Here is a 16,807-nt window from a genome sequence, read left to right as displayed (position 1 = left end):
TATTAAGCGTCAGTTACACATCCTTTAGATGCAGATGCTACTGATTTCGCATATTTATATAAAATTCCTTTTTTGTGTTTTAGTTCAGGTGCAACCCATTTAGATTTTCTTTTCGCTAACTCTTCATCAGATAATAAAACATTAATTGAATTGTCTTCTGCGCTAATTCTAATTTTATCTCCTGTTTCTAATAAGCCAATTGCACCTCCAGATTGTGCTTCTGGTGTAATATGTCCGACCACAAAACCATGAGTTCCACCAGAAAAACGACCATCTGTTATTAAAGCAACAGATTTTCCTAAACCTGCTCCCATAATTAAAGAAGTTGGTTTTAACATTTCTGGCATTCCTGGCCCTCCTTTAGGTCCAACATACCTAATGACGACTACATCTCCTCTTTCTACTTCTCCGTTTGAAATTCCTGTATTTGCTGCTTGCTCACCATCATACACAACCGCTTTTCCTTCAAACAATAAACCTTCATTACCAGAAATTTTTGCAACCGCTCCTTCTTCAGCAAGGTTTCCGTATAATATCTGTAAATTTCCTGATGATTTTAACGCTTTATCTTTTGGAAAAACTACATCTTGATCTTCAAATTCCATCGCTTTAACATCAGCTAAATTTTCTGCCAACGTTTTACCAGTTACGGTTAAACACTCTCCATGTAAATAACCGTTTTCTAATAAGTATTTCATGATTGCTGGTGTACCACCAACTCCATGCACATCTTCCATTAAGTATTTTCCTGATGGTTTTAAATCTGCAATTAACGGAGTTCTATCAGAAACTCTTTGAAAATCTGCTAATGTAAACTCAATATCTGCTGCATGCGCAATTGCTAAAAAGTGTAATACTGCATTTGTAGAACCCCCTAAAGCATTTACAATTGCAATAGCATTTTCTAAAGATTTTTTAGAAATAATATCTAAAGGTTTTAAATCTAATTCTAGTAAATTTTTAATAGCTAAAGCTGTTCTTTCTGCTTCAGATAATTTATTAGGATTCTCAGCAGGAATTGATGAATTGTAAGGCAATGCAAACCCCATACATTCAATAGCAGAAGCCATTGTATTTGCAGTATACATTCCTCCACAAGCACCTGCTCCCGGAATTGCTCTTTTTATAATCTCTCTATATTCTTCTTCTTCAATTTCGCCAGCAACTTTTTGCCCTAACGCTTCAAAAGCAGAAACAATATTTAATTTTCTTCCTTTATATTTTCCTGATGCAATTGTACCTCCATACATCATAATTGATGGTCGATTTAAACGCAACATAGCAATTACGGCTCCAGGCATATTTTTATCACAACCAACTACAGAAACTAACGCATCATAACTCTGTGCATTCATTACTGTTTCTATAGAATCTGCAATAATATCTCTAGAAGCTAATGAATAATTCATACCAGAAGTTCCCATAGAAATACCATCAGAAACACCAATTGTATTAAATCCTAAACCAACTAAACCTGCAATTTTACTTTCAACTTTTACTTCTGCAGCCAAATTGTTTAAGTGCATGTTACATGGATTACCATCATAACCTGTACTTGCAATACCAACTTGAGCTTTGTTCATATCTTCATCAGATAAACCAACTGCATACAACATTGCTTGCGATGCTGGTTGAGATTCATCTTGTGTTAATCTTTTGCTGTATTTATTTAATTCCATTTAATGTTTTCTTCAATTTGATGACTAAATTACTATTTTTTACTATTTTTATTGAAAATAACTCAATACTATTTTTTAAATTCACGTGTTCATAAAAATACATAAAAATCTGAAAATCAATTTTTTAACACTATTTTATTATGACATTCAATCATTGAAATATATCCATAAAAAAACCTTCCGTTTTTGGGGAAGGTGCTATTTTAAAAATTTAAAAATATTACTTCCACATCAACATGTAATAATTACATTGACAATGACAATTGAAATAATATTTAAAATTTGTTTTTCCATTTCTGTTCAAATATTGCAAAAATAAATTTAAATTTCCTAAAATATTTTTCGTTTTTTAAATAATTGTACTTTGACCCATGTGAATATTTTGGAAATTAATATTACTATCTTCCTGATTCATAATATAATCTGAAATAAAATCTCCTACTTTTGAGGTAGCAGCTGCATATTGATTTTTACCTTTTATATCTTCAGTAGTAATACCTAAATCTAAAGATTTTTCTACCCCTCTTCTTACTGCATCTGCTTCCTCTTGCAAACCTAAATGTTCTAACATCATAGCTGCTGATAAAATAGAGGCTAATGGATTTGCTATATTTTTACCAGTTGCTTGCGGAAAAGAACCATGAATAGGTTCAAATAAGGCATTTTTTTTACCCACAGAAGAAGATGCTAAAAGCCCTATAGAACCTCCAATTGCACTGGATTGATCTGAAAGAATGTCTCCAAATAAGTTTTCAGAAAGAATAACATCAAACTGTTTTGGGTTTAAAATTAACTGAATTACAGCATTGTCAATAAATAAAAATTCTAATTCTATATCTTTATATTCTTTAGCAACTTCTGTAACTGTTTTTCTCCATAAACGAGAAGTTTCTAAAACGTTTGCTTTGTCAACCAAGGTTACTTTTTTCTTTCTATCTTGAGCTGCTTTAAAAGCTAAATGTGTTACTCTTGTAATTTCTTCTACAGAGTAAGTACAAACATCAAAAGCTGATTTTTGATTTTCACTTAACTCCTTATTACCAAAATATATACCACCAGTTAATTCTCTAAAAACAACGATATCAACTCCAGTAATCACTTCTCTTTTTAAAGGAGAATTTTTAATCAATTTACTATATGCTTTTACAGGTCTTACGTTACAGTACAAACCAAGTTCTTTACGTAAACGTAATAAACCTTGCTCTGGGCGAACTTTTGCTGAAGGGTTATTATCATATTTAGGGTCGCCTACTGCACCAAACAAAATCGCATCTGCCTTTCTACAGATTTCTATTGTCTTATCTGGCAAAGGACTTCCTGTTTTTTCAATAGCACAAGCGCCCATTTTTGCTTCTTTGAATATAAAAACATGATCATACACATCTGCAACAGCTTCTAACGCTTTTATTGCTTGATTTGTAACTTCAGGCCCAATTCCATCACCAGGTAATACTGCTATTGTAAACTTCATCCTTTGATATTCTTACTTAATTTTTACTTATACTGTTGCTATTTTAGAAATTTCATTTACTTCTTTCATGATTGCATGAATATCTTCATCTTTTACTTCTTTTTGTTTGTCAGCAGTCTCTAAAAAAGATTTATATGCAACGTCTAACTGAACTTTTGTTAGTTCATAACCAATTTTTTTAGCTCTGTAAGCTAAAGCTGCTCTACCGCTTCTTGCCGTTAAAACAATGGCACTTTCTGTAACACCAACGTCTTCAGGGTCCATAATTTCATATGTTTCTCTATTTTTGATTACTCCATCTTGATGAATTCCTGAACTATGAGCAAATGCGTTTGCACCTACTATTGCTTTGTTTGGCTGCACTGGCATACCCATACTTTCACGAACTAAAATACTAGTATCGTACAATAACTTTGAATTAACAGAAGTCTCTAAATTTAAATAAGGGTGCTGTTTTAACACCATAACAACCTCTTCTAAAGCTGTGTTTCCAGCACGTTCTCCAATACCATTTATAGTACACTCTATTTGACGAGCTCCGTTTATAACACCAGCAATAGAGTTTGCAGTAGCCATACCTAAATCATTATGACAATGACATGATAAGGTTACATTTTCAATTCCTCTTACGTTTTCTCGCAAGTATTTCATTTTTGCGCCATATTCTTCTGGCAAACAATAACCTGTAGTATCCGGAATATTTAAAACAGTTGCTCCTGCTTTTATGACCGCTTCACAAACTCTTGCTAAATACTCATTGTCTGTTCTACCTGCATCTTCTGCATAAAACTCAACATCTTCTACAAAAGACTTAGCATAAGAAACCGCTTTTACAGCTCTTTCTATTACTTTTTCTCTAGTTGAATTAAATTTGAACTTAATATGAGAATCACTGGTACCAATACCTGTGTGAATTCTTGGATGTTTTGCAAATTTTAAAGCTTCTGCTGCAACTTTAATATCGTTTTCTACAGCTCTTGTTAAACCACAAACTGTCGCATTTTTTACAATTTTTGCAATTTCAGAAACAGAAGTAAAATCTCCTGGACTTGATACCGGAAAACCAGCTTCAATTACATTTACGCCAAGTAAATCTAATCTTTCTGCAATAACCAATTTTTGTTTTGTGTCTAATTTACAACCTGGTACTTGCTCACCATCTCTTAAGGTTGTATCGAAAATTTGAACTTTATTGTCTTGCATAATTTTGTAAAGATTATCTTTATATTAAATCAAAAATATATCTTGCATTTTCAAATTATGTTATTTTTTACCGTTTTTCACGATTCCTAATATGTATATTAAAATCATAAAAAACTAATTACCAATAAGTTATGAGTAAAAACATTACATCAGCCAGTCAACAAAATGATGCACTTTTTGTGCTAATTAAGTCTTTAACAAAGTCTGAAAAAAGACAATTTAACCTTTATGTTGGTAGATTAGGAGGCAATATTGATGCTAAATTTTTTTCTCTTTTTAAATTTTTAGAAAAATTAAAAGTTTATGACGAAAAGGTAATTATTAAAAGTGATATTGTTTCTAAACAACAATTATCAAACTTAAAAGCACATTTATATAAACAAATATTAATTAGTTTAAGATTAAACCCAGCACATAAAAATATAAGAATTCAAATTAGAGAACAATTAGATTTTGCTACTGTTTTATATCAAAAAGGTTTATATAAACAAAGTTTAAAATTATTAGATAAAGCTAAAAACTTAGCATTAGATAATGAAGAAAAAAATATTGCTTACGAAATTGTAGAATTAGAAAAAGTAATAGAAACACAATACATTACAAGAAGTTTGAGTAATAGAGCTGACCAACTTTCTATACAAGCAAAAGATTTGAGTCAGCAAAACGTAGTAGCAAGTAAATTATCTAATTTATCTTTACAATTGTATAGCCATTTATTACAAAACGGATATGTAAAAAACAATGATGAGTTAGAGTTTATAAATGAATATTTTTACAGTAAATTACCTAAATATAAGTTTGATAATTTTGGCTTTAGGGAAAAATTATGGCTTTACAAATCTCACTTGTGGTTTAGTTTTTTAACTCAAGACTTTTTAAAAAGTTATAAGTACGCTAACAAATGGATTGGGTTATTTAAAGAAAATAAAAAATATATAATTCAACACCCTGTATTTTATTTAAAAGGAATTAACTACCTTTTAGAAGCTTTATTTTTTGTGCAAAAAACATCAACTTTTCAAGAAGAACTAATTGCTTTTGAAAACGAGATTAAACAGAATGTAATTCCTTTAAATACAAATACAGAAATTCTAATATTTCAATACTTGTATGCTAACAAGTTACACTTACACTTTTTAGAAGCTTCATTCTCTGAAGGCGAATATTTGGTAGATATTATTAATGAAAAAATAAATTATTATAGAAACAGGTTAGACACTCATTATATAGTAATGTTGTATTACAAAATTGCCTGTTTGTATTTTGGTATGGGTAAAAATGAGTTGTGTATAGAATATCTACAAAAAATAATAAACTCTAAAAACCTAAGTTCCGCAGAAGATTTACAATGTTTTGCAAGAGTACTAAACTTAATTGCACATTATGAGTGTGGTTTAGATTATGACTTGGAAAGACAATTTTTAGACACTTATAAGTTTTTATTAAAGATGGAAAACTTACAAGAAGTTCAAAAAGTATTTTTAACATCAATTAGAGATTTAAGCGATGTTTTTCCTCATGAAATTAAAAATGAATTTAAAAAAATTCATACCAAACTAAAAATGTACGAAGATCACCCTTATGAAAAAAGAGCCTTTTTATATTTAGATATTTTATCTTGGTTAGAAAGTAAAATAAAAAACAAACCAATTGCAGAAATTATTAAAGAAAAAATAAATACCTCAAACAAAAAATAAACATTTTTTATTTATAGCATTTATTTTTTGCGAACTTCACATTTATGAATACAATTATCAAAATAAATCATATTGAAGGCTTTCAAAATAAATAAAACGCCTATTTTTGCCTTGTGAATTATTCAAAATTAAATACAAACTCTTCTAATCCTACTTCTGTAGGTTGTATTTTTATGAATAAAATTATTCGCACAATTACTACAATTACAACCCTTTAGGGGTTCATTTATATTCATATCATTTCAGGTTATTATATTGTTTCTAACAAAAGGAAACAACATCAACAAAAATTTAATTATTCAAATATTTATCATTAAAAATGAAAGTATTAAAATTCGGAGGTTCATCAGTAGCCAACTCAGAAAACATAAAAAAAGTTTTAGACATTGTTGCTAAAACATCACAAGAAAATAAAGTAGCAATTATAGTTTCGGCTTTTGGAAAAACCACTGATAATTTATTGCATGGGGCAAATACTGCCTTAAAAGATATTACCAAAGCTAAAGAAATTATACAATCAATTAAAGAATTACATTTTTCTGTAATTGATGAATTAATTTGGAAAAACAAAAAAGAAGTTATTGAAGAAGTAACCTATTTGTTTAACAAATTACAATCGATTTTTGAAGGTGTTTTTTTATTGCAAGAACTCTCAAATAAAACACTTGCCAAGGTTTGTAGCTTTGGAGAAAGATTATCTTCTTTCATAATTGCAAACGCAGCAAAAGAAAATTTAAACGCTACACATAAAGAAAGTAGAGATTTAATATCTACTAACAACGAGTACTTAAATGCACAAGTAAATTTTAAAATTACCAATAAAAATATTGTTTCTTTTTTTGATAACAACAAACATCAAGTTACTCTTTTAGGAGGTTTTATTTCTTCTAATATTGATGGAAAAACTACAACTTTAGGAAGAGGAGGTTCTGATTATTCAGCAGCCATTTATGCCGCGGCATTAAATGCTGATGAATTACAAATATGGACTGATGTTAGTGGAATGTATACTGCAAACCCTAGAGTTGTAAAACAAGCATATCCTATTTCAGAAATTTCTTATGAAGAAGCAATGGAATTGTCTCATTTTGGTGCAAAAGTATTGTATCCACCAACAATTCAGCCAGCTTTAAGAAAAGAAATTTCCATCAGAATTAAAAATACTTTTGAACCAGAAAGTATTGGAACTTTAATCTGCAAGAATCCTAAAAACGGAAATGAAGTAAAAGGGATTTCTCATATAGAAGATATTAGCCTTATTACTTTAGAAGGCGGTGGAATGATTGGAATTCCTGGTTTTTCTAAACGATTATTTGAAACACTTTCTGTAGCAAAAATAAATGTTATTTTTATTACACAAGCTTCTTCTGAACACTCTATTTGTGTAGGTGTTTATGAAAATGATGCAGCAAAAGCAAAAGAACTTTTAGATGAAACTTTTAATAGAGAGATTGAGAAGAATAAAATAAAGCCAATTATTGTAGAAAAAGATTTGGCAATTATTGCGGTGGTTGGTGAGAGTATGAAAAACTATCAAGGTTTAAGCGGACAAATGTTTAGCGCCTTAGGAAGAAATAATGTAAATGTAAGAGCAATCGCACAAGGTTCATCAGAAAAAAATATTTCTGCTGTAATCAATAATTATGATGCAAAAAAAGCATTAAATATTTTACATGAGCAATTTTTTGAAGAAAAAACAAAACAATTAAACCTCTTTGTTACTGGTGTTGGTAATGTAGGAGAGCGCTTTTTAGCACAATTACATCAGCAAAAAGAATTCTTAAAAGAAAACTTAAAATTAAATATTAGAGTTATCGGAATTGCAAACTCTAAAAAAATGGCTTTTGACAATGCAGGTATTAATCTAGATAACTGGAAAGAAGCATTAGAAAATGGAGAACCAACAACTATAGATAGTTTTCATAAAAAAGTAAAAGAAGCCAACCATAGAAATAGTGTTTTTATAGATAATACAGCAAATCAACAAGTTTCTGAAATCTATGAAAAGTATTTACGTGATAGTATTTCTGTAGTAACTTGTAATAAAATTGCTTGTGCTTCTAGCTTTGAAAATTACAAAACTTTAAAACAAGTTTCTAGAAAATATAACGCATCTTTTTTATTTGAAACAAATGTTGGTGCAGGTTTACCAATTATAGATACGCTTAAAAATTTGATTAATTCTGGAGACAGAGTTCTGAAAATACAAGCAGTTTTATCTGGTAGTTTAAACTTTGTTTTCAATAATTTTAATGCAAATTCAACATTTCATGATATTGTTGAGGCTGCTCAAAAAGAAGGATATACTGAGCCAGATCCAAAAATTGATTTAAGTGGTGTTGATGTTGCTCGTAAAATTTTAATTTTAGCTAGAGAAAGTGGTTATAAATTAGAATTAACAGATATTAAAAACAATGCTTTTTTACCTGAAGACAGTTTAAAAACAACTAACAATGAAGGTTTTTATGCCTCATTAATTAAAAACGAAGGTCATTTTCAAAATATATTTAAAGAGGCAAACGATAAAAATTGTCGCTTAAAATATGTTGCAGAATTTGTTGATGGAACTGCTAATGTTGGTTTACAGCATATTGCTGCAGATCATCCTTTTTATAATTTAGAAGGAAGTGATAATATTGTCTTGTTTTTTACAGACAGATACCCAAAAAACCCGCTAATTATAAAAGGAGCTGGAGCTGGAGCAGATGTTACTGCTTCTGGTATTTTTGCTGATGTAATTAGAATTGCAAATCAATAAATTATGAATTATTTAAAAATATTTGCTCCTGCAACTGTTGCTAATGTTTCTTGCGGATTTGATTCTATGGGGTTTGCCGTTGATCAAGTTGGAGATGAAATGTCTTTTACAAAAACAACTAAAAAAGGTGTAAAAATTACAGCAATTACTGGTGCAAATTTAACTTTTGATGTTGATAAAAATGCTGCAGGTGCAGTTGTTAAAAAAATGCTTTTAGAAGCAAAAGCAGATTTTGGAATAGAATTAACAATACATAAAGGATATTCTCCAGGAAGCGGATTAGGTAGCTCAGCAGCTAGTTCTGCTGGTGCAGCTTTTGGCGCAAATCAATTATTAGGAAATATTTATTCTGATTTAGAATTGACAAAATTTGCCATGTTTGGTGAACAAGTTGCTTGCGGAACCCCAATTGCAGACAACGTTTCTGCTGCAATTTATGGCGGTTTTGTTTTAGTTAGAAGTTACAGTCCTTTAGAAATCATAAAACTACCCGTTCCGAGTGAATTAAGAGTTGTGGCTATTCATCCGCAGGTAGAAGTAAAAACAAAAGATGCTAGAGAAGTTTTACCCACAGAAATTGCCTTAAAAGACGCAGTAACACAATGGGCAAACGTTGGTGGTTTAATTAGCGGTTTATATTCAGATAATTACAGCTTAATCAGTAATTCTTTAGTAGACATTATTGTAGAACCTTATAGAAAAAAATTAATTCCATTTTTTGACGATGTTAAAAACGCAGCAACAAAAGCCGGTGCTTTAGGTGCTGGAATTAGCGGTTCTGGTCCAACAATTTTTGCTTTATGTAAAGGTGATGACATTGCTAAAAGTGTCTACAAAAACATAGAAAATAGTTATAAAAATACCGGTATTGACTTTGAAATGTTTATTTCAAAAGTGAATCATGAAGGAATAAAAATATTAGAATAACCGTCATAACGAAGGAAAAATGACTGAAGTAATCTCATTAATTAACAAATAGCTTGCTTCGTACCTCTCAAAATGACAAAAACAAAAAAACATGAACTATTATAGTTTACATCATAAATCGCCAATATCAACTTTTAAAAATGCAGTTGTACAAGGTTTAGCAAAGGACAGAGGAATTTATTTCCCTGAAACAATTACACCTCTATCAGAAGATTTTATAAAAAATATAGGTAATTACTCAAATCAAGAAATTGCTTTTGAAGTAATTAAACAATTTGTTGGTGATGAAATTCCGTCAAATATTTTAAAAGAAATTATTAAAGAAACTGTTTCTTTCGATTTTCCTTTGGTAAAAGTGGATGACAATATTGCTTCTTTAGAATTGTTTCATGGACCCACAATGGCTTTTAAAGATGTTGGAGCTAAATTTATGGCAAAGTGTTTAGAGTATTTTAATAAAGGTAATGATAGTGAAGTTACCGTTTTAGTGGCTACTTCTGGTGATACTGGTGGTGCTGTTGCAAATGGTTTTTTAGGTGCAAAAGGCGTTAATGTAGTTATTTTATATCCTTCAGGAAAAGTAAGTGATATTCAAGAAAAACAATTAACAACATTAGGTCAAAATATTACTGCCTTAGAGGTTGATGGTGTTTTTGATGACTGCCAAGAGATGGTGAAAACTGCTTTTTTAGATGAAGAAATTCAAAAAACACTAACATCCGCAAATTCAATAAACGTGGCCCGTTGGTTGCCACAGATGTTTTATTTTTTCTTTGCGTATAAAGAACTTCAAAAAGAAAATAAAGATTTAATTTTTTCTGTACCCAGCGGAAATTTTGGAAACATCTGTGCAGGAATAATGGCTCAAAAATTAGGCTTGCCAATTAAACATTTTGTAGCTTCTACCAATGTAAATAATACAGTACCTAATTATTTAATTGATGGTGTATATAAACCTAAACCATCTATAGCAACCATTTCTAACGCCATGGATGTAGGAAATCCAAGTAACTTTATCAGAATTCAAGAATTATTTAATAATGATTTAGAAACCTTAAAAAAGGCTTTTTCTTCTTATAGTTTTTCTGATGATGAAACTCGTGCAACAATGAAAGCTATTTATAATAACTCTGGTTATATTTCTGACCCTCATGGGGCTGTTGGCTACTTAGGTTTACAAAAACATAATTTGCAGGAAAATGAGTTTGGTGTATTTTTAGAAACTGCACATCCTGTAAAATTTTTAGATGTTGTTGAAGAAACATTACCTGTAAAAGTAGAAATACCCGAACAGATTAAAAAAGTTATCAATAATAAAAAAGTGGCTATAAAAGCCTCTTCTTATCAAGATTTGAAGAACTTTTTGATGAATTAAAATTTATTAAAAGAATTTTTAAAAAAAGTCCTAACATTTTAAAATGCTAGGACTTTTTTTATCTTAAATAACTAGATAAAATTTTTATTTATTTTCTGCTTTTACATACTTCCCTTTTACAATAAAGAAATAAGACCTTCTATTTTTTTGATGCTCTTCATCTGTACAACTTTTATTATAAAAATCATCACATTCATTTAATAGTCTATCTTCTCCATAACCTATTGCACTTTCTATTCTATGATTGGCAATACCTCTAGAAAGAATATAATCTCTTGTAGATTTTGCTCTTCTATCAGATAACTTTCTATTATACTCTCTAGAGCCTCTTGCATCTGTATGAGATTCTATTTTTATTATAACTTCTGGATTTTCTTTTAATACAGTAACTACTTTTTCTAACTCATATTCTGCATCTTCCCTTATATTTGATTTATTATAATCAAATCTAATAGGGTTAATTACAATTTCTGTTTCAAAAACTATAGGTGTTAAATTTAAATCTACTTTTAACTTCAATTCATGAATATCTTTAGTATTAATTTTAACAATATCTGATTGAAACTCAGTTTTTCCTCCTAAAACTGTAAAGTTTAATCCACAATCTTTTTTACCAAAAGAAAAATTACCTGATGCATCAGAAACTCTTCTTTCAATAATTTTACCAGTTATATCAATTAAATTAACATTAACTCCTGCTATTGTTTCTTTTGTGTCTTTATTAAAAACAACTCCTTCTATAAATTCTTCACAAACAATAACTTTATTATTGTTAATAACAAAACTATAAATATCATCATCTCCTTTACCTCCTTCTCTGTTAGAAGAAAAATAACCTCTTGTTTTCTCTTTATCTATTGAAAAAGAAAAATCATCTTTATTGCTATTTATTGGAACTCCTAAATTTACAGGGCTTTCATATCCAGTTTCAGTTATTTGACTTTCAAAAACATCTAGAGCTCCTAAACCAATATGTCCATTGGATGAAAAGTATAATTTATTATCGCTATCAACAAAAGGAAACATCTCATGCCCTTCTGTATTAATATCTTCTCCTAAATTTACAACTTCTCCAAACTTATTATTACCTAAAATAGAAACCTTATAAAGGTCTGTGGCACCATATCCATTTGGCATATCTGATACAAAATACAATACTTTTTCGTCTAAACTTAATGCTGGGTGACCTACTGAATAATTAAGGTTATTAAATGGTAATTCAACCATATTAGTCCATGATCCATTAACTAATTCTGCGCTAAAAATTTTTAAATGAGATACTCTCTTTTTGTCACTTCTTAATTTTTTTCCATCAAAATTATCTCTTGTAAAATACATTTTCGTACCATCTTGCGTTATTACGGCTGATGCTTCGTGGTACTGAGAATTAATATCTTTATTTTTTTGTACATTAATAAAATCTATATGATTTATCATGTTTTCACTTTCCGAAATATATTCATCTGCTTCATAAATATTTAAAAATGGTTGTTTATTCCACTGATAAATTTTATTCTTACTTAGATCTCCTTCTGGTCTTGTAGATGAAAAAAAAACTTTATCGTTTGATATAAAACCACCATAATCTGAATATTTTGTATTGGTTGATAGATTATGAATATTTACGTATGTGTTTCCTTCTTTAGTAAAATCTTCAAAATAATTTCTTTTTCCTGTTAAAGCATAAAGCCGACTATCTGTATCATTAAATTCTTTAAACTTTAACAACCATTTATCAGACTCTTCATAATCTCCATTTATTTTTAAACTCTGAGAGTATTTAAAATAATATTCTGAATCTAAATTGTCTTTTTCATAAAGAGAAAATAATTTTTCATACCAAAAAGCTGCTTCTTTGGTTTTAGAGTTTAAATAATAAGAATCTGCTAATCTAGATAATACAAGTTTAGAATCATCACCACGATTATAAATTGCTTCATAAAGTTCAGCTGATTTTACATATGAAAACTCCTTAAAATATCTATCTGCTGCGTATTTTCTTTGCCCATATGAAATGGATATAAAGAATAATAATATTATAACAATATATTTTTTCATAAACATTTATTTTTAAAAAAACCTTGGAGACTTAAGTGTTGCTTGTCTTAATATATCAAAAGTTAACATTACTTCATGAGTACCAAAATTATAATTTTTATAGTTAGAGGTTGTTAAATCATAAGCATATCCAATATTTAAACTATCTGATATTTGAAAACCAACTATTGCACTAACTGAATCATCCCATCTATAAGCTACCCCTAAATTAAATTTTTCGTTAAATAAAAAGTTAGCAGAAACATCTATTGATAAAGGAGCTCCATCAACTATTTTAGCAATAGTTGCTGGTTTAAACTTAACTGAATCTGATAAATCAAAAACGTAACCTGCAATTAAAAAGTAATGTAATCTTTCTACTTCTAAAGCTACTACTAAATCATTATAATGTTCTGTTCTTAAAAAATTAGGAATTGAAAAACCAATATAACCTTTAGGTGTGTGAAAATAAATACCAGCACCAACTGTGGGTAAAAATTTATCTACATTCTCATTAAATAATACATCTGTGTTTTGAAAACTTCCTTTAGACCAATCCAAATTTAAAGTTCTTCCACCAAATCTTAATCCAAAAGCAAATTGACTTTTATCACTTGTTCTTAAGGTATATGAAATATTCCCATCAAAATAAGTTTCTTTTGCAGGACCTAGTTCATCATTTACAAAATTAAACCCTAAACCTACACCACTATATCCGAGCGGAGTATGAAAACTAAAATTTTGTGTGTCTGGAGCCCCATCTATACCAACCCACTGTGTTCTTCCAAGTGCTGAAGCAGTAAAATGGCCTTTTGATCCTGTATACGCAGGATTTATACTCATAGTATTAAACATATACTGAGTATAATGGGGGTCTTGTTGAGCTTTAAGAGAATACATTGTAAACAACGTAATCATTAGTAAAACTATAATTTTAGACACTTTCATTTCTTGTTTTTTTATCTTGATATTTTTGATGCTTTCCATTAATTATTTATCTATTTAGATAAATCCATCCTGTTTTTGGTTCAGATCCATCTCCTAGATCTAAAACATAATAATATGTACCTACAGGTAATTTACTTTTCTGATCTATAGTAACTCTACCGTCTGATAAACCATTCCAAGTATTATCATATTTCTTTTTAGTATAAACTGAGTTACCCCATCTGTTAAATACTTCTAACGTATTGTTTGGATAATTATCTATACAATCTATTTTAAAGAATTCATTAACACCATCTCCATTAGGAGAAAATTCATTATAGATAGTTAAACAAATTGGTGTAGTTTCTGCACTAGAACTATTATTAGTATCATTAGAATCTATCTCGTTTAAAAAAGTAATACTAGCAGTATTTAAATATTCTCCTGATTCTTCTACTTTAACAACTATTGTTAATGTTTCTGTTGCTCCATTTGATAAACTAGGAATACTCCATGTAGAGAAACCATCATAGACTCCTGTATTTGTACTATGAGAAACATAGCTGTAACCTGAAGGCAATGTTTCATCTATTTCAATAAGAGTAGCTAAACCTGGCCCACTGTTTGTAACAGATATTGTAAAGGTAACTTCTTCTCCAACAACTGGATTTTGAGTATTAACTGTTTTATTGATTGATAAATCAACTAATAATAATGGGTTTACTGTTATTGTTACTGTTGCTATATCACAAACTACTGGAGTTCCATTATCACAAACTGTATAAACAAAAAAGTCATTACCTGTAAATCCTGCGTTTGGTACATAGGTAAACGTTCCATCAGAATTTAATGTTAAAGTTCCATTACTTACATTTACTACTGGTACTTCATTTACAGTTTGATCATTTGCTTCTGGATCTGTGTCATTATCTAACACATTACCACTCACTGCTTCTCCATTATCTGTATTATAACCATCATCATTAGCATAAGTGTCATTTGTTCCATTATCTGGTAAGACAGTAATAACAACAACAGCTGTATCACATTCTTGTGGTGTACCATCATCACAAATCTCATAAGTAAATACATCTTTTCCAACAAAACCTGGGTTAGGTACGTATGTATATGTACCATCAGCATTAATTACTACAGTTCCATTTTCTGGATTAGAAATTGGAGTTGTATTTATTGTAATAACATCTCCATTTACATCAAAATCATTTGGTAATAAACTTCCACTAACTGGTGTATTCATTTCAGTAGTTCCTGTATCATTATTTGCAACAGGTGGATTGTTAATACCGTCTGTTATTGGCCCAATTACTGTAATGTATATAGTAGCTGAATCACACTCTTGTGGTATACCATTATCACAAATAGTATAAGTAAAACTATCTGATCCAATAAAACCTCTTAAAGGAGTGTATGTATATTCTCCTGTTACAGGATCTATATCAACCCAAACTCCTTCTACAGTTAGAACTCTTGTTGTTGTAACCGTAAGAGTATTACCATCTTCATCTATATCATTAGTTAAAACAAAACCGCTTGTTGGTGTATCAACATAAGTATTATTAAAATCATCAATTGCAACAACTGTATTTTCTATATTTATATCTGTACATCCTGCACATGTTGGATCCGGATCTGGAGTATCGCTTGTTACAGATACAATATTTATTAAATCTCCAGTAAAACTTCCTGGAACTGTTAATGTAACAGTATAAGTAATTGTTTCTCCATTTAATAAAACAGGTATCGTATCATTTAATTCTCCATTTACTGTTGCTCCAGAATCTTTTGACCAAGTACCAACAGAAATTCCAGCTGGAAATGGATCTATTACCGATACGTTACTCGCATTTCCTGGTCCTTCATTAGTAACTGTTATTGTATAAACAACAATATCTCCAGGTTTATAAGTCTCATTTTTATCTGTCTTAACTGTTACAATATCAGCTAAATTAGGAACTACTAATGTTACTGTTGCCGTATCTGAATTCCCTTCTGCATCTTCTACTTCATAAGTAATAGCTGTTGGTGTTCCTTCAAATCCTGATTCTGGGGTAAATGTCAAAGCACCTGTGGTTGGATCTACTGTCCAAACTCCTTCTCCTGGTACTGTCATCTCTATACAATCGCCTGCTGCATCTGTTTCTGTACAGCTTGATCCAGTTGGTAAACCTGTATCTAATAAGGTTACTGTAGTTGGATCTACTACATCTCCTGTTGTATCATTACCCGTTACATCTATTGGATCACTTGCAGAACCTGGTGTATACGTTGCTGTATCATCAGTAGCAATTGGTAATGGATCTGCGGTTAAAGTTAACGTTCCTGTATCTGAATTCCCTTCTGCATCTTCTACTTCATAAGTAATAGCTGTTGGCGTTCCTTCAAATCCTGATTCTGGGGTAAATGTCAAAGCACCTGTGGTTGGATCTACTGTCCAAACTCCTTCTCCTGGTACCGTCATCTCTATACAATCGCCTGCTGCATCTGTTTCTGTACAGCTTGATCCAGTTGGTAAACCTGTATCTAATAAGGTTACTGTAGTTGGATCTACTACATCTCCTGTTGTATCATTACCCGTTACATCTATTGGATCACTTGCAGAACCTGGTGTATACGTTGCTGTATCATCAGTAGCAATTGGTAATGGATCTGCGGTTAAAGTTAACGTTCCTGTATCTGAATTCCCTTCTGCATCTTCTACTTCATAAGTAATAG

Annotated in this window: 10 protein-coding genes; 4 read left to right on the top strand and 6 right to left on the bottom strand. The window is 30.1% G+C overall.

Annotation, left to right across the window (positions count from 1 at the left end):
* Positions 1-2: 2 nt before the first annotated feature.
* The 3 genes from ilvD to Q0733_RS07935 all read right to left on the bottom strand — a co-directional run bounded on the left by ilvD (position 3) and on the right by Q0733_RS07935 (position 4,353).
* A complete protein-coding gene (gene ilvD / locus Q0733_RS07945; RefSeq protein ID WP_298781044.1) occupies positions 3-1,679 on the bottom strand; it encodes a dihydroxy-acid dehydratase in 1,677 nt (558 codons plus the stop codon).
* 349 nt (positions 1,680-2,028) lie between these two features.
* The gene (leuB, locus tag Q0733_RS07940; RefSeq protein ID WP_298781041.1) at positions 2,029-3,150 is read right to left on the bottom strand and encodes a 3-isopropylmalate dehydrogenase; all 1,122 of its coding nucleotides are present in this window, start codon (positions 3,148-3,150) and stop codon (positions 2,029-2,031) included.
* A 27-nt stretch (positions 3,151-3,177) separates the two neighbouring features.
* Entirely contained in the window at positions 3,178-4,353 is a 1,176-nt protein-coding gene (locus tag Q0733_RS07935) for a 2-isopropylmalate synthase (RefSeq protein WP_298781039.1), read from the bottom strand.
* Positions 4,354-4,484: 131 nt separating this feature from the next.
* On the opposite strand from Q0733_RS07935, the gene Q0733_RS07930 reads away from it, so the two are divergent.
* The 4 genes from Q0733_RS07930 to thrC all read left to right on the top strand — a co-directional run bounded on the left by Q0733_RS07930 (position 4,485) and on the right by thrC (position 11,110).
* Positions 4,485-6,050 carry a hypothetical protein gene (locus Q0733_RS07930; protein WP_298781036.1) on the top strand — a complete coding sequence of 522 codons (1,566 nt, stop codon included), beginning with the start codon at positions 4,485-4,487 and terminating at the stop codon, positions 6,048-6,050.
* Between the two features lie 319 nt (positions 6,051-6,369).
* On the top strand, positions 6,370-8,808 hold the full coding sequence (thrA, locus tag Q0733_RS07925) for a bifunctional aspartate kinase/homoserine dehydrogenase I (protein WP_298781033.1): 2,439 nt from the start codon (positions 6,370-6,372) through the stop codon (positions 8,806-8,808).
* Positions 8,809-8,811: 3 nt separating this feature from the next.
* Positions 8,812-9,735, top strand: a complete 924-nt coding sequence (locus Q0733_RS07920) for a homoserine kinase (RefSeq protein WP_298781030.1) — start codon at positions 8,812-8,814, stop codon at positions 9,733-9,735.
* Positions 9,736-9,826: 91 nt separating this feature from the next.
* Entirely contained in the window at positions 9,827-11,110 is a 1,284-nt protein-coding gene (thrC, locus tag Q0733_RS07915) for a threonine synthase (protein WP_298781029.1), read from the top strand.
* An 84-nt stretch (positions 11,111-11,194) separates the two neighbouring features.
* Here thrC and Q0733_RS07910 read toward each other — a convergent pair whose 3' ends face one another.
* The 3 genes from Q0733_RS07910 to Q0733_RS07900 form a co-directional block, all read right to left on the bottom strand.
* Positions 11,195-13,168, bottom strand: coding sequence for an OmpA family protein (locus Q0733_RS07910; protein ID WP_298781027.1), 1,974 nt, complete (start codon positions 13,166-13,168; stop codon positions 11,195-11,197).
* Positions 13,169-13,180: 12 nt separating this feature from the next.
* Positions 13,181-14,095: a type IX secretion system membrane protein PorP/SprF gene (locus Q0733_RS07905; protein WP_298781024.1), complete on the bottom strand. Its 915-nt coding sequence runs from the start codon at positions 14,093-14,095 to the stop codon at positions 13,181-13,183.
* Between the two features lie 46 nt (positions 14,096-14,141).
* The coding region (locus tag Q0733_RS07900) for a tandem-95 repeat protein (protein WP_298781021.1) at positions 14,142-16,807 on the bottom strand (2,666 nt) is incomplete at its 5' end.

This window comes from uncultured Polaribacter sp. (genome assembly GCF_947500975.1).
Taxonomy (GTDB): Bacteria; Bacteroidota; Bacteroidia; order Flavobacteriales; family Flavobacteriaceae; genus Polaribacter.
Note: the sequence above shows the minus strand (reverse complement) of the source record. Positions and strands in the feature narration are given on the sequence as shown.